Raw genomic sequence first — 19,399 nt, 5'->3', positions numbered from 1 at the left:
TTTTCTCTTGGCGATCGCGCTCTCTTTGAAAATAGAATAAAAGCAAGATTAAATCGGAAAGCTAACTATGACTATTCCCAGCTTAATAACATGGTTGCAAGAACGGACAGCTTTAAGTATTTTGGCTCCCAATGTCATCGAAGCAATTGCACCGATTTTAGAAGAACGAGTCGTATCGGCTAACCAACGTCTAGTTGAGGAAGAAACTCCTGCCGACGGACTTTATATCTTGCGTTCGGGTTGTTTAGAAAGTGAAAATAAGAGCGATCGCTTGCGAAATTTGGGTTTATTACCTGGAACGGTTATTAACTTGCAAGCGCTAATCTTAAAGCAACCTGTTCGAGATAAGATCGTTACGCTGACTGAATGTGAATTTTGGTTTCTTAGCGCCCAAAAATTTCAAGAATTAATCGAGCAATATCCCGAAATTACACCAACTTTTTCGCAACAACTCGCGCGAGAACTCGAACAATTATCCTCTCAATTAAGTTTTGAACAAGAACGCCAAATAATTTTGCGACCCTATCTCGTTACTAAAGCAAAACGAGGAATTATTGGCAAAAGTTCCTATGCCGTGCGACTGCGCTTGCAAATCAAACAAGCTTCAGAAAGTCGGCAATCGGTTCTTATTTTTGGCGAACCGGGATTAGAAAAAGATAATATTGCCGCGCTCATTCATTTTAGTTCTTCCTATCGCCGCAAACCAATTATTAAAATTAACTGTTCTACCCTACAAGCTAGCGGTGCAGATTTACTCGGTCGTGCGGGCGGAAAAATGGGCTTACTCGAAGCAGTAGGAGAAGGAACCCTCATTTTAAATAATATTCAGGAACTTCCCTCAGAATTACTCCAATCAATTGCAGAATTATTGCAAACAAATACTTATATTCCCGTTACTCGTCCGGGAGAATCTTTAGCCGAGAAAAAAACTTCTCAGGCGCGAATAATTATTATCTCTGAAAAAAATATTACGGCGATCGCGTCTTGGGTTGGCAGTTTAATCAAAGTTCCGCCGTTGCGAGTTCGTAAAGGCGATTTAGAAGATTTAACTAATTACTATATCAGTCTTATCTGTCGTGCGAAAGGAATGAAAAAAAGCCGCATCGTACCAGAAGCATTACGACGGCTACAAGCCTATGATTTTCCGAACAATTTAAGGGAATTAGCTAATTTAATCGAACGGGCGATCGTTCAATTACAAGGATGCGCAGATATTACCGAAGAAGTTATCTGGCCCTCTCAAGGTAAGAAAAAACAATTTCGTTTGAATCTTTTAAATGCTTATCCAGCCTTGCGTCAATTTCTCCGAAGTTCTTGGTGGCCCGATCGCATTAATTATGGCTTTACTTTAACGGCTTTTGCTCTCCTTAACGTCATTTTATTTGTTGGACCGCAAACGCGATCGCAAAACTTTGCCCTCAATTTATTTTGGGCGTGGTGGTGGCCCTTAGTATTAATGGTTTTTCCTTTTTTTGGACGGTTTTGGTGTGCGATCTGCCCGTTCATGATTTATGGCGAAGTCACCCAAAAACTCTCTTTATGGTTGTTTCCCCGCCAATTAAAAAAATGGCCCCGACAAGCAGCAGAAAAATGGGGCGGCTGGTTTTTATTTGGCTTATTTGCTCTGATTTTATTGTGGGAAGAACTTTGGGATTTAGAAAATACTGCCTATCTGTCTTCTTGTTTACTGTTATTAATTACGGCGGGAGCAATGATTTTCTCCACTATTTTTGAACGGCGTTTTTGGTGTCGTTATTTATGTCCTATCGGCGGTATGAATGGGATGTTTGCCAAACTTTCAATGACAGAATTGCGGGCACAACAGGGAATTTGTTCGGCTGAATGTACGACCTACCAATGTTACAAAGGAGGTCCTCAAAAAGGCGAGGGAATGGAAACAAATGGCTGTCCTTTATATTCCCATCCAGCGCAATTAGAAGATAATCGAGATTGCGTTCTCTGCATGACTTGTTTGAAGGCTTGTCCCCATCGTTCTGTAGAGTTTAACTTGCGTCCTCCAGGTATTGAATTATGGACGACTCACGTTCCTCGAAGTTATGAAGTTGCCTTGCTGTTGCTGTTATTAGATGTAGTCTTTTTGCATCACTTGCCAGAGATCCAACAAAGACTCGGATTGCACTTAGATTTAACGCAGTTTTGGACGCATTTTTGGGTATCGGTGGTTGTGTTAAGTTTGCCCGCACTAATTCCCTTAGTTGGCCATGGAGTGATGCAATTAATTTATCAAGCGACTCAAAAGATTAAGCCTCGCCGTTTCGTCGAGTTGGCTTATGGATATTTACCCTTAGTTCTCGCTGGAAATTTAGCCCATTATCTGCGACTTTTGTTGGGAGAAGCAGGCAGAATATTACCCGTCAGTTTTGCAACGTTTGGTTTATCGGGCGAAGGATTGCCAATCTTAGTTGCTCATCCAGCAGTAATAGCTTTTTTGCAAGGAACCGCATTAGTTGCTGGCGTTATTTTATCGGTTATCTTGACCCAAAAAATTGCTCGTCAGCCTTTTAAATTATTGTTAGCACAGCATTTATGCACTGTGCTACTGGCAATTGGCATGTGGAAAATTATTGTGGGATATTGAAATAATTTTAAATTCGTCAGGGTAGCATCCCATTTCGAGCAATTTATCAGGGGTGGTGCTATGCCAAAATATCGAGCAACTTCTATTTTTCAGGAAAGAACCGCGTGATGGTTTTTCGCCCAGGAAAAATTTTGAATTATTGTTAGTGCAGCACTTATGCACTGCGTTACTGGCAATTGGCAGGTAGGAAATTATTGTGGGATATTGAGTTAGCGATTATCTTCAAACTTATAGCCGATTCCGACAATAGTCTGAATATATTTGGGGTTAGTGGGATCTGACTCAATTTTTTGGCGCAACCGAGCAACGTGGGTATCGACGACTCGTTCGTCGCCAAAAAAATCATTTCCCCAAAGTCGATCGACGAGCTGAGTGCGATTCCAAACTCGCCGGGGTTGACTCATCAAAGTGCTGAGCAGTTTGAATTCTAACGTCGTTAATTCCAGCGATCGCCCGATTCCCGAATCGAGATTTTGAGAAGCCGTGCAGCGATCGACATTCACCTCAAAATGTTGGGTGCGGTAGACTAAATCTTGCTGCTGGCGGAGGCTGCGCTTCAGCAGGGAGCGAATTCTCGCCACTAATTCTGGTAGGCTAAATGGCTTGATTAAATAATCGTCTGCGCCAGCGCCCAAGCCATTGACTCGGTCAATTTTTTCTCCCTTGGCAGTCAGCATCAAAATATAGGGGTCTTTTAGATTGGACATCTGACGAATGCGATCGCAAACTGCCAATCCATCTAAACCGGGCAGCATTAAGTCGAGCACGATAACATCCGGTTGCTGCTCTTTAAATACCTGTAGGGCTGATAATCCATTGGCGCAGTGGCAGGTAGAAAAGCCTTCTCTTGTCAGGGCAAATTCGATGAGCCGCGCGATTTCTGGTTCGTCTTCAACGATTAAAATCTGATAGGACATGGTTGTGCGATTGTTTCCCAAGGCTAATTTAGTTAACCCAGCGCGATCTCGCTAGTAAAGGGCGATCGCAGGCTAGGAAAAGAAATCTGAAAGGGTTTCCTGACTGAAGTAGGGATGAGCTGAAGCATCAACCGATTTCTGATTCGTTACCCAAAGTGTAGGAAAAGCATATGTCAAAACTATGACTATGCTGTGGCAATGTTGTGAAAATTTGAAAAATCTCAGCCATAGAATGACTGAAACACTATCCTCGCAACAGTCGCAATCCACTAAGGGTAACGAGAACTGTAGACCCTTCGTGTCCGATGACTCCTAAAGGCATCGTCATATTGACCATAAAGTTGGCAATCAGCAGCACGACAATAAAACTCAAAGCAAAGGTAATATTTTGCTTGACAATCCTTTGAGAACGTCGTCCCAGGCGAATTGCTACTTCTAGTTTTTCTAGACGATCTGCCATTAAAACGATATCCGCCGTTTCCAGGGCAACGTCGGTTCCTGCCCCACCCATGGCAATGCCTACCGATGCCATTGCAAGAGCGGGTGCGTCGTTAATGCCATCTCCTACCATTGCTACTGTTTGATACTCTTTCTGGAGGTGCTCAATGACACGCACTTTATCTTCTGGCAACAGTTCGGCATACACTCGGTCAACGCCTAACTGCTGGGCGACTCGATCGGCGCTACGTTGGTTATCTCCAGTTAGCATGACAATTTGTTCGATGCCGAGTTGTTTGAGACGTTTGAGAGTAGTTGCGGCGGTAGGTCTTAACGCGTCGGCAACCGCGATCGCGCCTAACATCTCTTCTGCATAAGCTACCCAAATAACGGTATTGCCTTCTGCTTCTAGTTGCTGGATGCGTTGGCGTAGATTGGCGTCGCCAACCGATTGAGATAAAATTTCTTCAATAAAAGTAACTTTCCCCGCGATCGCGAGTTTTCCGGCGATGTCTCCAGTAATGCCTTGTCCCGCTGTTGCGCGAACGTCCTGGGCAGTGCGCAATTGTAGGCGTTGCTGTTGAGCAGCTTGCACGATCGCTTCTCCGATAGGATGTTCTGAGAAAGATTCTAGAGTAGCCGCGATCGCCAAGACTCGATTTTCGCTTTGTCCGGGTGCGGGAATGATTTGAGCGACTTGGAGTTTACCCGTCGTTAGCGTGCCAGTTTTGTCAAAGGCAATTGCCTTTACTTTGCCCATCAACTCTAACTGTGCCCCCGTCTTAAACAAAATTCCCTGCCTTGCCCCGTTGGCAATCCCCGACAGCAAAGTCGGCATAATCGATGCCATCAAAGCGCAGGGAGAGGCGACGACCAGAAAAATCAAGGCTCGATAGATCGTGCTTTCCCAATTCCATCTCCACAGAAAAGGCGGCGCGATCGCTAGTAAAATACCGACAATAACAATTATCTTGGCATAACCCCTCCCGAAGCGCTCGATGAATAGCTGAGAAGGAGGCGCTTCGGTTTGCGCTTGCCGAACTAGGCGGATGACTCGCTGAATTAGACTACTTTCAGGCGGTTGATGAACTTCTAACTGCAACGCCCCATTACCGTTAATCGTGCCTGCAAACACCTCATCGGGCGGCATTTTTTCGACGGGCATCGACTCTCCCGTAATGGAAGATTGATTGAGGGCGCTACAACCTTCGACGATAATGGCATCGGTTGGGATGAGTTCGCCCGGTTTGACGATAACGCGATCGCCTACCTGTAATTGTTCGACGGGAATTATCTCCTCTTTTCCCCGTCGCACGACTCTCGCGGTATCCGGCGTCATTGCCATCAAACTGCGGATATTACGCTGAGTATGCTTCATGGCATAGCTTTCCAGCGCGCCGCTAATCGCAAAGATGAGGATGAGTATCGCACCATCAATCATGAGGTAGTATTCCCCTCGCCAGAATCCCAAACCAGCAGCCCCCAACGCCGCTACGATCATCAGCAAGTCAACATCGAGTTCTTTCTCCTCAAATAATGTCGTTAAGCCTTCTTTGGCACTCTCATAACCGCCGATGATGTAAGCTGCACTGAGAACGAGGATTGCTAGTCCAACCCAGTTAAAATGCAGGGCAAACCAACCGAGCAAGACAAGCAGGGCACAAATTCCTGCTGCTACTGCGTCTGGATGGTCTTTGAGGAGTCGAGCAGCAAAATTTTTGATTTCGATCGGGAAAAAGGAAGGTTTAGAATTGAGAAGCGATCGCTGAGCCATCAATCAAGTTATTTTTGACGACTCTTTTACCCTAAACCTTAACATTAGTGTTAAGGTCAAGCTTTTTTAGCCGTTACCAACCAGAAAGGTCCGGTTTCAGTGCATCTATCGTTCTCATCCGTGTCGTAGACCACAATTCCTTCCTCAGATAAAATTAGGGCTTCTCCCAAACAGACAAAAGAAATAAACGGTTCCAGATATCTCACAGCTTCGAGATCCTGACAGGCACTTAAAACCTTCTGCGTGAAATACTCGTAACCGACATCCTCGACGCTTTCGTAATAGCGAATAGACAGATCGCTTATTTCCCGTCCGGGAAAGTGTTTTTGAATTTCTTCGCGCAAGCGACTGGGAACTTCTGCGGTGGGATTCAATAATGTTCCGGTTTTCATCGGATTTCCTCCTCAACGCGATCGCCAAGACCTATTTAGCTCTATTTTTAGAATAAGAAAACAGTATAAGGAAACTGTGAGGAAATTCTTTAAGCTTGACTTCCGCTTTCGCCTTTAACGATTGCCGCACCGATTAAATGGGCTATTCGTAAAGCCTCCGGTACGTTCCCGCGATCGCTCAGTTTCGTCAATATTTGAGCGATTGTTTCTGGATTAGCGTCGCATACTTGAAAATAGAAGGGTGGATACTCATAAATCGTCCCCGCGCGACGTATAATTTCCAATCGCTTGTCTGGGTGCGGCAATCGCTTAAGTGCGGCTTCGATCTTGATAAAATTAGGCAATTTTCGCATCACGGCAACGCAGGGACGTTCTAACCTTTGTGCTAATAAAGGCAAATCGATAACGTTAAATCCTCCCAAACAAATCCCGTCTAATAAAACAAGATGAAGCTGAGGCAGAAACTTACCCCCAATTAATAATTGGCAGAGAATCTCCGTTGCGTCCCATCCATCCGGTGCTACTTTTCCCCATACCATGCCTTCAAAACGAGTCCCCGCACATACGACGCCTGCCACGCCTACGGGATTGCCTGCATGACGGATAAAAGGGGCATCATCAAAGCCAATCACTCGTATGATGCGATCGCGTTTTAATAGATCCTCAAGTTCCATCATCTCAGCCAATAGTAAGGGCAAGCATGCCTTGCCCCTACAGCTAACTGATAACTATTATTACTAGCTTCTCATTTTTTCCGACCAAACTTTGGTAGGCAATCCCCAAATATAGATGAAGCCTTCGGCAGCCTTGTGATCGAAGCCATCATCTTCGCCATAGGTGGCCAAATCGGTTGCATAGAGAGAATTTTCCGATCTGCGACCGACTATGGTTGCATTGCCTTTAAAGAATTTAACGCGTACCATTCCAGAAACTCGTTCCTGAGTTTTTTGGATGAAGGCATCGAGGGCTTCTTTTAAGGGACTGTACCAAAGTCCTTTATAAATTAAGTGACTGTAGGTTTCTTCGATGGTGCGTTTGTACTGCGTTACGTCCCCAGTTAGGGTAAGGCTTTCTAAGTCGCGATGCGCGTCGATGAGAACTAGCAAGGCAGGCACTTCGTAAATTTCCCGCGATTTGATCCCGACGACGCGATTTTCAAGCATGTCGATGCGTCCTACGCCATGATTGCCTGCAATTTCGTTTAATTGAGAGATCAAGCTGACGGGATCGAGAGGTTTTCCGTTTAAGCTGATGGGAATTCCTTTTTCAAACCCAATTTCAAGATATTCTGGTTCATTAGGAGTATCCGCGATCGCTTTAGTCATCGCATAAATTTCCTCTGGCGGTTCTGTCATCGGATCTTCCAACGGACCCGCTTCGATACTGCGACCGAGTAAATTGCGATCGATACTGTAAGGAGAAGATTTTTTTACAGGAAATTGGATGCCGAAACGTTCTCCATAGGCAATGGTTTCTTCCCGACTCATGCCCCATTCCCGCGCGGGTGCGAGGACTTTCAATTTGGGGTTGAGCGCCATAATGCTAACATCGAAGCGTACCTGATCGTTTCCCTTGCCAGTACACCCGTGGGCAACCGCATCCGCACCATATTTTTCGGCAGCTTCTACCAAGAGTTTAGCAATCAAGGGACGAGCCAATGCAGTAGATAGGGGATAGCGATTTTCATACAATGCATTGGCTTGAATAGCCGGAAAAGCATAATCTTTGATAAACGTTTCTTTAGCGTCTGCAACTAAGGATTCGGCGGCCCCGCATTTGACAGCTTTTTCCTGAATGGGACCGAGTTCATCCCCCTGTCCTAAATCGGCTGCCAGGGTAATCACCTCGTTTACGCCCCATTCTTCTCTAAGATAGGGAATACAGACGGAAGTATCTACACCGCCAGAGTAGGCTAACACAACTTTATTGGCGCGACCCATAGAATTTTTGGCCCCAAAAATGACTAATCGGCTATTGTAGCTTATTAGTTGGGGTTAATCGTTAATAGTTAGTAGTTATTTTTCTTGAGTTCTTCACTCGTCGTTAACAATTATTTAAAGCTTGCAGCAGCAATAAAAATATACAGAAGCTTAAATATCCAAGATTTAACATTATATCATAAATAACAATAAAAAATTGATATGACGATCTCTTTTAACAATGTTTTTTATGAAATTGCCGTCATTTTAGCGATCGCGACAGCAGTAGGGACTTTAGCCCTTTGGTTGCGGCAGCCCTTAATTATGGCATTTATTGCAGTGGGAATTCTCGTCGGACCCGCAGGGCTAGATCTAGTGCATTCTAGCGAACAAGTAGAACTGTTTGCCGAGTTAGGAGTGGCACTGCTGCTGTTTGTGGTTGGACTCAGACTCGATCCTCAAGAAATCTCCGCCGTTGGTTCTGTAGCCATTATTGCAGGACTCGCTCAAATTCTCTTGACTGGATGTTTGGGAGGTCTAATCGCGATCGCATTAGGACTGACGACTGTAGCTGCTTTTTACGTAGCGATCGCGCTTACCTTCTCCAGTACTATCATCGTCGTTAAATTGCTATCCGACAAACGAGAAATCGATGCCCTGCATGGTCGCATTGCCTTGGGAATTCTCATTGTCCAAGATCTCGTTGTCGTGCTGGTTGCGATCGCCTTGACAGCATTTAATGGCAATTCGCAACCAGCCGATTTCGGACGAGCAACTTTAATGGTACTAGCCAAAGGAAGTGTTTTATTAGCTGCGGCTGCCACGATCGCTCGCTATTGTTTACCCAATCTCCTGCACGCCTTGGCGCGTTCCACTGAATTATTACTGATTTTTGCCATTTCCTGGGCGATTGCTTTCGCAACGGTTGCAGACGTATTGGGATTGAGCAAAGAAATGGGAGCGTTTATCGCGGGAGTTACTATCGCTTCTACCCATTATCGCGCTATCTTGAGCGCTCGATTAGTCAGCCTACGAGATTTCTTATTACTATTTTTCTTCATCAATTTAGGAGTCAATCTCGATATTTCCCATTTTGGATCTCAATTCGTCCCAGCGCTTATTTTCTCCTTATTCGTACTGATGGGCAAACCGTTGATGGTAACGATCTTGGTGGGAATGATGGGGTATCGAAAGTACACCAGCACCCTGACTAGCTTTTCCCTGGGTCAGATTAGCGAATTTTCCTTCATTCTGGCAACTCTCGGCGTCAGTTTAGGTCAAATTTCTGAAGAAATCGTCGGGCTGATTGCCCTAGTGGGACTGATTACCATGGGCTTGTCCACCTACGCAATTATTTATTCTCACAATCTTTATGAATGGCTTTCTCCCTGGCTCTCTTGGTACGATCGCATTATTCCCCATCCAAAGAAACGACTCGGCGATCTCACAGAAGCCCAAATCGATCGCGTTGACGTAATCTTATTTGGGTTAGGACGATACGGAGGTAGCACGATCCGCTATTTACATCAATATGGTTTCTCAGTCTTAGGGGTGGATTTCGATCCGGAGTTAGTAAAATTCTGGCGCAGGGAGGGAATGTTAGCTTTCTATGGCGATGCAGAAGACCCAGAATTCATTGCCTCGCTGCCTCTGAGTCATGCCAAGTGGGTAGTTAGTACCCTTCCCGGCGAACGGATCGGTTTAACTTTATTGCACGCGCTAAAACACCGCCATTTTCAAGGTCGCATTGCCTTGACCAGCCATAGCCATCGGGAAATGGAGATTCTCAAAGGTGCCGGGGCAGATCTGGTATTGCTGCCCTTTCGGGATGCCGCCAAAGAAGCAGCAGATAGCATAGCACAATTCGCAATTCGCTCCCGTTCGCAATTCACAATTCACAATTAATTAGCTCAACGTACTCACAAGTATCAAAAATGCAACTACTCTGGTGACAGGGATGTAGTTGCTGCTGAAGTTTTACCTTTCCCCTCGACGATCGAAGAAGCTTCGCTCTCGCTACGCTCAACATGACGAAGTGCTTTTCAGGCTCCGCCGCTCACTTGGCGGAGTACCTTGCACATTTTATACTTTTGGGACAACCTGTCAGCGATCGCCGTTACAGTCATTTCTAAAAAGCTCTGTTAAGCTCGAAATAAATTCGTTTAGCCTTATCACTGCCAAAAAATGATTGTTGTCGCACAAGCGCAGCCTAACGAACGCGCTAAATTTATCCAGCAAACGTATACGCATCTCGCCGGCGCAGTCGGTGCCTTTATTGCCTTAGAATTTCTCTTCTTCCAGACTGGGATTGCCGCCGCTTTTACCAGTTTTGTTCTCGCCAGTCGGTTTACCTGGCTAGCGATTTTGGGAGGCTTTGCGATCCTCGGTTGGTTGGCGCGATCGCTGAGTGCCCAAGCGGATTCCGTGCAGACTCAGTATATTGGACTGGGAATTTATGTCCTTGGCGAAGCGCTGCTTTTTGCACCGCTACTCTATATTGCCGCCACTTTCTCAGATGCTAGCGTCATCCCCACGGCAGGAATTCTGACTCTGTTGCTGTTTGCCGGGTTGACAACCGTAGCTTTTACGACCCGTACAGATTTTACTTTTCTGGGCGGGATATTGACAATTGGTGGCTTTGTTGCCTTGGGTTTAATCGTTTGCAGTATTATTTTTGGGTTTACCCTGGGTCTTGTCTTCTCAGTCGTCATGGTCGTCTTTGCATCGGCGGCAATTCTCTATGACACCTCAAAAATCATGCATCATTACGCGCCCCATCAGTATGTAGCTGCTTCGCTGGAATTGTTTGCCTCGGTGGCGCTGTTATTCTGGTACGTGCTGCGGATCGTGATGGCACTTTCTTCCCGTCGTTAGGCGAATAATGTTTATGCCAACTGCCTGAGCGAAATCATTACTATTGGGGACGCGATCGCTTTTAAGATTTGCGTCCCTATATACAATTAAAATTTGTATTTTTTTTCGGAAAGTCCGGGTTGGGTTGAGTAGTAATAATTAGCCAGATCGATGTTACCAAAGCAGTTCTTTTGGGGAACTCTGTAACTATAGTTGTAGACAATTGTTAGTCAACTCGCCGACATGATGACAAAACAATTATCTAGCTGGCTTGGCTTCTTCTGCTGTCTGCTTGCGACCAGTCCCGTCTTGGCAGAACCGTCAGGAGAACAACCCCAGCCGCAAATAGGAGAAATTGTTAGCGAACTTACCGAATCATTACAATTTCCGTCGTGGGATGACTTAAGAACGACGATCGATTTACTCGTAGGTGCCGAGCGCGATCGAGATGTCGAACTCCCCCCGCTCCTCATTTGGAAACTGACACCTTATGCCCCAGAAACCGAGTCGTTTTTCGAGTGGCCTACCTTGTCTGCTAGCAAAAACGAAGCGTTCCAGGCAGACACCAATCCCCACAATGCTGCCCCCATTAAATTAAGCTTTCCTTCTACCAACGAAGCCAAAATCGAGGAAAACGTTTTTCTCGCTTCGCCAAGCGAATTGCGAAGAAGTAGGAATTATCGCTGGAATGCTTTTGAAGAACTCACCATGGGAGTCAACGTCGTTGACGACAAACCAGTTCCAGCTCAATTAGAAAAAATTTCCCGTCAGGAATCCGATCTTTTTCTACCCCAGATGTCATCGGCGACAAGCGCCAATGAAGTTAATGACTGGAGAATTAATCTAAACTTTCAGCCATTGTCCCAATTGGGAATTAATTTTGACGGCAACTATCTTTCTTCCCAATTTGGGGTTAATTGGCAGCCCGTTCCTGGCTTAACTTTCACAGGAAGTCGTCATAACCAGAGCGAGACTCTCGCTGGTGGAATCCAATTCTCCCAAAAAAGCGATGATTTTGCTTTCTCTGCCAGAGCGAATCTCGATAGCGAGAATAGATGGCGTTGGGGCGTTAACTCTAATTTGGGCGATCTCCAGCTCAGCTATCAAACCAATGGAGATCCCCATGCACTGGGAATGAATTCACAAGTAGGCTATAGTCTGTTCAAGAACGACAATTCCGGTTCGGCACATTTGCTGAAAGTCGGTTACGAAACTCGCGATTCCGAAGAGCGAGACGATCGCCTCACTACGGTTGGCTGGCGCTATCAGTCGGGGAATGGCTCGAAAGACGATCCATCTCGCTGGGAATTTGATGTGAGTTATGGCATGGGTTCTCAGGGAACGGGTTGGGTGACTTCCGTCTCAACCACCCTAGGTCGGGGATTAGTGCTGCGAGCGCGCTATCAAGGCGTATCGCTTACTTCTGACGACGAAACCTTTAAGCTGGAACTGCTGCCCAATTCCAGGTAGCGATCGCACTCAAACAACTTGATTTTTCACAAGCGACCAATGACAAACGACCGATGACAAAACTTAGAAATGTCAAGATTTTCGCATATAAATTTTTTAACGGTTCGACATAAAGCGCTAATATAATTGGATAAATCCGATTATTTTTTGCGATTGGTAAGATTGCAACACCTATTAGAGCGCCTCGAAACCGATCGATTTCCCGCCAAAGTCACTCAGTTAAGTCATGGGTTAACGGTAATCCATCAATATCTGCCAGCGACTTCCGTAGTGGTGGCAGACATATGGGTGCGTGCCGGAGCCAGCGCCGAACCCCATGAGTGGTCCGGAATGGCACATTTTCTCGAACACATGATCTTTAAAGGCACCAAATACCTGCCGCCGGGAATGTTCGATCGCCTTGTCGAACATAGCGGCGGCATGACTAACGCGGCTACCAGCCACGATTACGCTCACTTTTTCCTGACGGCGGCAGCCCCATACCTAGCCGATACTCTACCTCACCTCGCAGAGATCCTCTTGCACGCCGAAATTCCAGACGAAGAATTTTATCTAGAGAGAGAAGTTGTTTTAGAAGAAATTCGCGCTTCCTATGACGATCCTGATTGGTTGGGATTTCAGGCATTGTGCGGGAGTATGTATCAGTGCCATCCCTATGGAAGACCGATCTTAGGCGACGAAGCGCAGCTGATGAAACACACCCCCAATCAAATGCGGTGCTTTCATCGCACTTACTACCAACCGGAGAATATGACGGTATCGATTGTCGGAGGAATTGAAGAAGATCGCGCTCTATCTTTGATCGAGGACTCCTTCGCCAAGTTTAGAGCGCCCTCCGAATGCCCGCCCAGCATCGTAGAAGCGGAACCGCCGTTAATAAGTATTCGTCGCACTCAGATGTATCTACCCAGGCTAGAACAAGCCCGCCTAGTTATGGGTTGGATGGGACCGGGCGTAGAACAGATCCAAGATGCCTTTGGATTGGATTTACTATCCGTCATCTTGGCTGGCAGCCGTTCTTCGCGTTTGGTACGAGAATTGCAACAAGAAAAGCAATTAGTCTTTCATATTGAAAGTACTTTTTCTCTCCAGCGAGATTCGAGTTTATTTACGATCGCAGCTTGGCTGAAAGAAGAACATCTAGAAAGCGTCGAGCAAATTATTCGCGATCGCTTGGCGCAGTTGCAAGCGACTCCCATATCAGAAGCAGAATTAGAACGCGCTAAACGCTTGCTGATCAATGACTATATCTTTTCGACAGAAACTCCGGGTCAGTTGGCAGGTTTATATGGCTATTACCAGACCATCGCAACTGCCCAAATGTCAGCGATCTATCCAATGGCGATCGGGCAATTCCAACCTTTAGAACTCCAGTGTCTTGCCGATCGATATCTCTCGCCAGAATGCTATGCCATTACCATAATGCAACCTTGTTAGTTAGTGTTAGTAGTAGTGAGAAAAAATTCAACTAACTACAAACTCCTAACTCCTAACAGACAAGAAACAACCAATGCAAACGGTAAGATCCACGGGCAACAATCAAACAGTTCGGAAGGTCGTTCTCGATAATGGCATTACTTTAATCTCGATCGAAAATCAAGCTGCCGATTTGATCGCCGGTCGAATTTTTTTAAAAGGTGCGGGATCGAGATGGGAGTCGCGGTCGGTAGCCGGACTATTTCATCTGTTGGCAACAGTTATAACCAAAGGCACGGAAAAATTATCGGCTGTCGAGATTGCCGAACGAGTAGAATCGATTGGGGCAAGTCTCAGTGCCGATGCAGCAGCCGATTACTTCGTGCTGAGTCTCAAGACAGTTTCTCGCGATTTTCCGCAAATGCTGAAGCTAGCTGGGGACATTTTGCGATCGCCCACTTTTCCCGAATTAGAGGTCGAGCGAGAAAAACAGATTACTTGCCAAAATATCCGTTCTCAGTTGGAGCAACCCTTTAATGTTGCTTTCAATCAATTGAGAGAAGCTATGTACCCCAATCATCCCTATGGACTCTCCATCTTAGGCACAGAAGAAACCGTTTCCCGGTTAACCCGACGCGATTTAGAACGATGTCACCAAACCTATTTTCGTCCCGATAATTTAATTGTCAGTTTGTCGGGTCGCCTGACGCTAGAAGAAGGAATCGAACTAATCGAGCAAGTCTTTGGGGATTGGGAAATTCCCAGTAAGTCGATAGAGGAGTCTCCAATTCCCGAACTGGTGCCTCAACCCCGTCTAGCAATTACGCCGCAAGAAACCCAACAAGCGATCGTCATGTTGGGGTATTTGGGAGCGGCAGTTAAAAATCCCGATTATCCGGTGCTGAAATTGCTGAGTACCTATTTAGGCAATGGTCTTTCCAGTCGCCTCTTTGTAGAATTGAGGGAAAAGCGCGGCTTAGCCTACGACGTGTCGGCATTTTATCCAACTCGTTTAGAGCGATCGCAGTTTGTCCTCTATATGGGAACTTCCCCCAATAATACCGCGATCGCCGTAGAGGGACTGCGGACAGAAGCCGAACGCCTCTGCCATACAGAATTGACATCAGAAGAACTACAAGCCGCTAAAAATAAGCTCTTGGGTCAGTATGCCCTCGGAAAACAAACCAATGCAGAAATGGCGCAGTTATTTGGCTGGTACGAGACGCTGGGACTCGGACTCGAATTTGATACCCAGTTTCAAGAAGCCGTGGCACGAGTGACTGCCGAGATGGCACAAAAAGTAGCTGGGAATTATTTTCTAGAACCCTACATCTCTCTGGTAGGACCTGCTGCGTCAGTCAACTTCTAACTTAAGTTCCGTACAAATAATACCGATTGCGCCCTCGCTCTTTTGCAGCATAGAGCGCTTTATCTGCCGCAGCAATTAGAGATTCGGGGCTGAGTTGGCGGTTAGGAACCTGGCTACTGATTCCCAAGCTCAAAGTCACATAGGAACTGACCGTCGAGCGAACGTGGGGAATTTTAAGTCGTCTGATGCCCAAGTGGATGAGTTCGGCAATTTGGATTGCACCCTCAGCCGTTGTATTGGGCAAGATCGCGGCAATTTCTTCGCCGCCATAACGAGCGACTAAATCGCCGGGACGTTCGAGAATTTCAGCGATCGTTTGGGCAACTTGCCTCAAGCACTCATCTCCTGCCTGATGTCCATAGTAGTCGTTATAGCCTTTAAAATAATCGATGTCGCAGAGAATTAAAGATAGGGGCGCTTGCTCTCGCGTCAGCCGTCGCCATTCTTGGTTGAGATGTTCGTCAAAGCGGCGACGATTGGCAATCTGAGTTAAGCTATCTACATTGGCAAGGCGTTCTAGTTCTCTGTTGGCAGCTTCGGCAGCTTCCTTAGCCGCTTTGAGTTCGAGGGCTTGTTGTTGCAATTGCTGGTTTTGCTGTTGCAGTTGTTGCGCGAGCGCCTGAATTCGCAAATGAGTCGTAAGGCGGGCTAAGAGTTCTTCTTTTTGTATGGGTTTGGTAACGTAATCGACTGCCCCAAACTTAAATCCTTTGACTTTATCCTCTGTATCTGATAAAGCAGTTAGAAAAATTACGGGAATATCTTTAGTATCGCGATCGCTTTTCAATCGACAACAAGTTTCAAAGCCATCAATTCCTGGCATGAGTACGTCGAGCAAGATCAGATGTGGGCGAGCGTACTTTGCCCGCTTTAAAGCACTTTCGCCATCTTGAGCGACCAGAACCGTAAAGCCGCTTTCTTCCAAATAATCGACCGCCACGCTTAAATTAGTGGAATTATCGTCAACAATTAAGATAGTAAAGTTTCTCGGATCGAGGTTGACTAGATCGACATCAGTTTCGCTCATTTGGCTCCTTCGAAATTAAGGTATTTTTCTATCAAGGTAACGATCGCTTTTTCTTGAAACCCTTGAGCGAGATCCTTAATTTTATTAGCAAAGGGAAGGTATTTTTCATCGATTTCCTCTAAATAGGCACAGCGATCTCGAATCTTGCGCATACTACCCAGTCTGGCTAATTCATATAATACTTCCAGTTCTTCTTCGGGAGGAACGATTAGCGATTCGATCGCGTTTGCTGGTTCCACTATTGGTGGTTGGAGGATTTCTTCATAAATCCACTCCAGTTGCAAATACTGCTCTAATAAAGAAAGTAACTTTTGCCGATCGATAGGTTTGGGTAAGAAAGCTTGACATCCTGCGGTCTGAGACTCCTTCTGCTGGATATCGAACGCGCTAGCCGAGATAGCAATAATTGGCACGTCCTCAATCTCTGGAATCTGTCGGATTTCCTGCACGGCTTCAAAGCCTGTTTTAACTGGCATCACTAAATCGGTCAAGATGAGATCGGGACGAACTCGTCGGGCGATTTCCACTTCCTGCTGACCGTTTTGGGCCATGACTATCTCGAAGCCCAAAGGTTCGAGCATGCTGAGCAACACTAACCGATTTTCTCGTTTGTCATCTGCCACAAGAATCTTGCGTCGTCGCCCTTGGTATCCGATGACCTGACAGAGGCAGTTTTGTTCTCCTTTTTGAAGGATCTCTACGACGGGCAAGAAAACCTCAAACCAAAAAGTAGAACCTACTCCCAATTCGCTGCGAACGTTTAACTCGCCTCCCATCAATTCGACGAGCTGTCGAGCGATGACCAAGCCCAAACCCGTTCCCTCCAAACGATGCTGGCGATCGCCTACTTGCTCGAAGGGTTGGAAAATTTTCCCAATCTGTTCGGGAGCGATCCCCACGCCCGTATCGATGACTTCAAAGCGAATGGTTATTTGTTCTTCGTCATCGATCGTTTGTCCGACGTTCCCCTGGACGCAGGTTCCAGGGGCTGCGTCGGCTTCGCCTTGGTTTTTACTAATGACTGATGACACGCGCAGCGTCACAGAGCCTTTTTCCGTAAACTTGACCGCATTGCCCAAAAGGTTGAGCAGAACTTGACGCAAGCGTTTCTCATCGGCTCGAACTCCGATGGGTAAGTTCCCTTCGCTTTGATAGTCGAACGAAATATCTTTTTCTAGAGCGCGCATGCGAATAATGCCAACCATTCCTTCCAAAAAGGTCTGGAAGTGAAAGTCGGTTGGGTAGAGTTCCATTTTGCAAGCTTCAATTTTAGCCAGGTCTAAAATGTCGTTGATGAGGGTCAACAGATGGGTTCCACTTTGTTCGATAATATTTAAACCATCAATTTGTCGGGTATTTAAGTTGCGATCGCCTTTCAGAATCTGAGCATAGCCTAAAATGCCATTGAGAGGCGTGCGCAGTTCGTGGCTCATGTTGGAAAGGAATTCGCTTTTGGCTCGGTTGGCTACCTCAGCTCGCTCTTTGGCTTGGGCTAATTGAGCGGTGCGCTCCTTAACCCTTTGCTCTAGAGTCTCAAAAGACTCTTTTAATTGCACTGCCATGCGGTTAAAGGATTGGGCGAGCAAGCTGAGTTCTTCAATGCCTTCAACTTCCACAGTGCGATCGAGGTTGCCAGAAGCAATTGCTTTGCTTGCCCGAACGAGCTTTAGGATGGGTTTAGCAATCCAACGAGAAGTGTAAACTCCCAGTGCGGTTGCTATTGCCAGCGATGCCAAACACAGCAAAATAGTGGTGCGGGTATTGGCGTTAATCTGTTCCATGAAGTCAGATTCGGGCAATGTCACCACAATCAGCCAATCCAATCCATATTCATCTTGCCAAGGCGTGACTCGCACAAACGTCTTTTCGCCCTCGACGTTCAAATTAAGTTGCTGGCTTTGCTGAATTTGACTTAAGTCGCCGAAGCGATCGATGAGATGCTGTGTCGTTAGTTTGATGGAGGCATCTTGACTGTCAACTGCTTTGAGTCGTTGCGCTGCGCCATTTGCGTCGATAATGTAAGATTTCTCTTTGCTAGAAGCCGCTACCAGCAGTCCATTGCGCTCCAATATAAAGGTTTTTGCCGATGGGCTAATTTTCAATTCGCGCAGGAAATCACCGATTTGTGAAAGCACCAAATCGATTCCGATTACGCCGAGCAGTATTTTATCTTTGTTGTAAAGAGGATAGCTAGCAGAGATAGAAATAATTGATGGGTCGTCATCCCAGGTGTAGATTTCACTCCAGATGGGTTTTCCAACTTTGACAGCATCCGTATACCAGCTATCCCTACGATGATCGAAGCCATCAACAATGATTCGCTTAGTAGGATTGCCTTGCTCATCAATCGCATAGCCATAATATTTGCCAAGGTGGGCTGGTTCGACAAAATCCATCCGCAGGCTGTCATCTTTAGGTTCGCGATAAATGCCGATAAAGTCTCCCTGAGGGTTGCCAAAGTTAATGTAGCCGAAATCTTTAAAGCTTCGCATTTGCTGCCAGAAATAGCGCCCGAACGTGCGGAGGTCTTTTGTGTCAATCAGATTTAGATCGATCGCCTTCGCGTTAATTTGATTGATCTGATGGGGCGTAGACAGGTATTTATCGAGGTGCTGGTCAACGCGATCGCTTGCTTGCGACTGCAACTGGCTTGCCAGATCGTTAATCGCTTTCTGAGCATTGCGAAATGAAAGCCATCCCGTCAGTCCCACTGCCGCAAAGATTTGCACGACAAAAGGCACCACCAAAATTAGGCGAAGTGGCAACTTTTTAGAAGTGGTTTTTGGATGTAGCACGTTCATTTTGTTAGCTTGTCTATTCGGCTAACTCAATCGTGCGACACTTCAGTTTAAAGGACTGAGAGTTGAAAAGAGGACGAATGAGATCTTCGTCACAGTCAGCGATGTTCTATCGCTGCCTCATATCTAAAGTCGTCTAAAGACGACTGCATAAGTGTTTGAGTCGATTTTAATCGACCTATATCAAATCCGTTTAATTAGTCATAGTATATAGTGCGACCAACAGGAGTCGCGAGCGGGACGTTTGCGTCAAGCGCAGTGCCCAAGAGGACGGATCGCACTACTTGTTATTGTGGTCATTCAACCGGATTTAATATTAGTATATGAGACGAGAAATTAATTCCCCGGCGATTGTTGAGAATGGTGCAAGATCTAAGTGGACTTTAGCCTCTTAGCCAGAGAAGAAATTCTCTGGCTACTAGAATGA

Annotated in this window: 13 protein-coding genes; 6 read left to right on the top strand and 7 right to left on the bottom strand. The window is 46.1% G+C overall.

The genetic code is table 11. The features are described from left to right. Nucleotides 1-67: 67 nt before the first annotated feature. Nucleotides 68-2,599 (top strand): sigma 54-interacting transcriptional regulator, encoded by a 2,532-nt coding sequence (locus tag NIES593_RS03550; RefSeq protein WP_073598266.1) that lies wholly within the window; start codon nucleotides 68-70, stop codon nucleotides 2,597-2,599. 209 nt (nucleotides 2,600-2,808) lie between these two features. Here the strand turns inward: NIES593_RS03550 and NIES593_RS03545 are convergent, their stop codons facing one another. From NIES593_RS03545 to NIES593_RS03525, 5 genes are all read right to left on the bottom strand, one after another. Further along, entirely contained in the window at nucleotides 2,809-3,516 is a 708-nt protein-coding gene (locus tag NIES593_RS03545) for a response regulator transcription factor (RefSeq protein ID WP_073598265.1), read from the bottom strand. A gap of 244 nt (nucleotides 3,517-3,760) precedes the next feature. Beyond that, a complete protein-coding gene (locus NIES593_RS03540; RefSeq protein WP_073598264.1) occupies nucleotides 3,761-5,728 on the bottom strand; it encodes a heavy metal translocating P-type ATPase in 1,968 nt (655 codons plus the stop codon). A 56-nt stretch (nucleotides 5,729-5,784) separates the two neighbouring features. Further along, nucleotides 5,785-6,120 (bottom strand): hypothetical protein, encoded by a 336-nt coding sequence (locus NIES593_RS03535; protein WP_073598263.1) that lies wholly within the window; start codon nucleotides 6,118-6,120, stop codon nucleotides 5,785-5,787. 89 nt (nucleotides 6,121-6,209) lie between these two features. Further along, nucleotides 6,210-6,794, bottom strand: a complete 585-nt coding sequence (locus tag NIES593_RS03530) for an endonuclease dU (protein ID WP_073598262.1) — start codon at nucleotides 6,792-6,794, stop codon at nucleotides 6,210-6,212. A 63-nt stretch (nucleotides 6,795-6,857) separates the two neighbouring features. Beyond that, complete coding sequence (locus NIES593_RS03525; RefSeq protein WP_073598261.1) at nucleotides 6,858-8,060, bottom strand: argininosuccinate synthase; 1,203 nt, start codon at nucleotides 8,058-8,060, stop codon at nucleotides 6,858-6,860. 201 nt (nucleotides 8,061-8,261) lie between these two features. Here NIES593_RS03525 and NIES593_RS03520 point away from each other — a divergent pair, with 201 nt between their 5' ends. The 5 genes from NIES593_RS03520 to NIES593_RS03500 all read left to right on the top strand — a co-directional run bounded on the left by NIES593_RS03520 (nucleotide 8,262) and on the right by NIES593_RS03500 (nucleotide 15,147). Then, entirely contained in the window at nucleotides 8,262-9,944 is a 1,683-nt protein-coding gene (locus NIES593_RS03520; RefSeq protein ID WP_073598260.1) for a cation:proton antiporter, read from the top strand. 279 nt (nucleotides 9,945-10,223) lie between these two features. Beyond that, the gene (locus tag NIES593_RS03515) at nucleotides 10,224-10,913 is read left to right on the top strand and encodes a Bax inhibitor-1/YccA family protein (RefSeq protein ID WP_073598259.1); all 690 of its coding nucleotides are present in this window, start codon (nucleotides 10,224-10,226) and stop codon (nucleotides 10,911-10,913) included. Between the two features lie 222 nt (nucleotides 10,914-11,135). After that, a complete protein-coding gene (locus NIES593_RS03510; RefSeq protein ID WP_073598258.1) occupies nucleotides 11,136-12,362 on the top strand; it encodes a hypothetical protein in 1,227 nt (408 codons plus the stop codon). 162 nt (nucleotides 12,363-12,524) lie between these two features. Then, complete coding sequence (locus tag NIES593_RS03505) at nucleotides 12,525-13,799, top strand: M16 family metallopeptidase (RefSeq protein WP_073598351.1); 1,275 nt, start codon at nucleotides 12,525-12,527, stop codon at nucleotides 13,797-13,799. 73 nt (nucleotides 13,800-13,872) lie between these two features. Continuing rightward, the gene (locus tag NIES593_RS03500) at nucleotides 13,873-15,147 is read left to right on the top strand and encodes a M16 family metallopeptidase (protein WP_073598257.1); all 1,275 of its coding nucleotides are present in this window, start codon (nucleotides 13,873-13,875) and stop codon (nucleotides 15,145-15,147) included. Nucleotide 15,148: 1 nt separating this feature from the next. Here NIES593_RS03500 and NIES593_RS03495 read toward each other — a convergent pair whose 3' ends face one another. Together NIES593_RS03495 and NIES593_RS03490 are read right to left on the bottom strand one after the other, a co-directional pair. Then, nucleotides 15,149-16,174 carry a diguanylate cyclase domain-containing protein gene (locus tag NIES593_RS03495; RefSeq protein WP_073598256.1) on the bottom strand — a complete coding sequence of 342 codons (1,026 nt, stop codon included), beginning with the start codon at nucleotides 16,172-16,174 and terminating at the stop codon, nucleotides 15,149-15,151. Next, nucleotides 16,171-18,975, bottom strand: coding sequence for a hybrid sensor histidine kinase/response regulator (locus NIES593_RS03490; RefSeq protein ID WP_073598255.1), 2,805 nt, complete (start codon nucleotides 18,973-18,975; stop codon nucleotides 16,171-16,173). The genes NIES593_RS03495 and NIES593_RS03490 overlap by 4 nt, the downstream gene beginning before the upstream one ends. Nucleotides 18,976-19,399 lie beyond the last annotated feature (424 nt).

This window comes from Hydrococcus rivularis NIES-593 (assembly GCF_001904635.1).
Taxonomy (GTDB): Bacteria; Cyanobacteriota; Cyanobacteriia; order Cyanobacteriales; family Microcystaceae; genus Hydrococcus; species Hydrococcus rivularis.
This window is presented reverse-complemented; position numbering and strand designations above follow the sequence as displayed.

Excerpts from the sequence above, each read along its gene's own strand:
- NIES593_RS03550 (WP_073598266.1), top strand. The coding sequence starts at position 68 with ATGACTATTCCCAGCTTAATAACATGGTTGCAAGAACGGACAGCTTTA.
- NIES593_RS03545 (WP_073598265.1), bottom strand. The coding sequence starts at position 3,516 with ATGTCCTATCAGATTTTAATCGTTGAAGACGAACCAGAAATCGCGCGG.
- NIES593_RS03540 (WP_073598264.1), bottom strand. The coding sequence starts at position 5,728 with ATGGCTCAGCGATCGCTTCTCAATTCTAAACCTTCCTTTTTCCCGATC.
- NIES593_RS03535 (WP_073598263.1), bottom strand. The coding sequence starts at position 6,120 with ATGAAAACCGGAACATTATTGAATCCCACCGCAGAAGTTCCCAGTCGC.
- NIES593_RS03530 (WP_073598262.1), bottom strand. The coding sequence starts at position 6,794 with ATGGAACTTGAGGATCTATTAAAACGCGATCGCATCATACGAGTGATT.
- NIES593_RS03525 (WP_073598261.1), bottom strand. The coding sequence starts at position 8,060 with ATGGGTCGCGCCAATAAAGTTGTGTTAGCCTACTCTGGCGGTGTAGAT.
- NIES593_RS03520 (WP_073598260.1), top strand. The coding sequence starts at position 8,262 with ATGACGATCTCTTTTAACAATGTTTTTTATGAAATTGCCGTCATTTTA.
- NIES593_RS03515 (WP_073598259.1), top strand. The coding sequence starts at position 10,224 with ATGATTGTTGTCGCACAAGCGCAGCCTAACGAACGCGCTAAATTTATC.
- NIES593_RS03510 (WP_073598258.1), top strand. The coding sequence starts at position 11,136 with ATGATGACAAAACAATTATCTAGCTGGCTTGGCTTCTTCTGCTGTCTG.
- NIES593_RS03500 (WP_073598257.1), top strand. The coding sequence starts at position 13,873 with ATGCAAACGGTAAGATCCACGGGCAACAATCAAACAGTTCGGAAGGTC.
- NIES593_RS03495 (WP_073598256.1), bottom strand. The coding sequence starts at position 16,174 with ATGAGCGAAACTGATGTCGATCTAGTCAACCTCGATCCGAGAAACTTT.
- NIES593_RS03490 (WP_073598255.1), bottom strand. The coding sequence starts at position 18,975 with ATGAACGTGCTACATCCAAAAACCACTTCTAAAAAGTTGCCACTTCGC.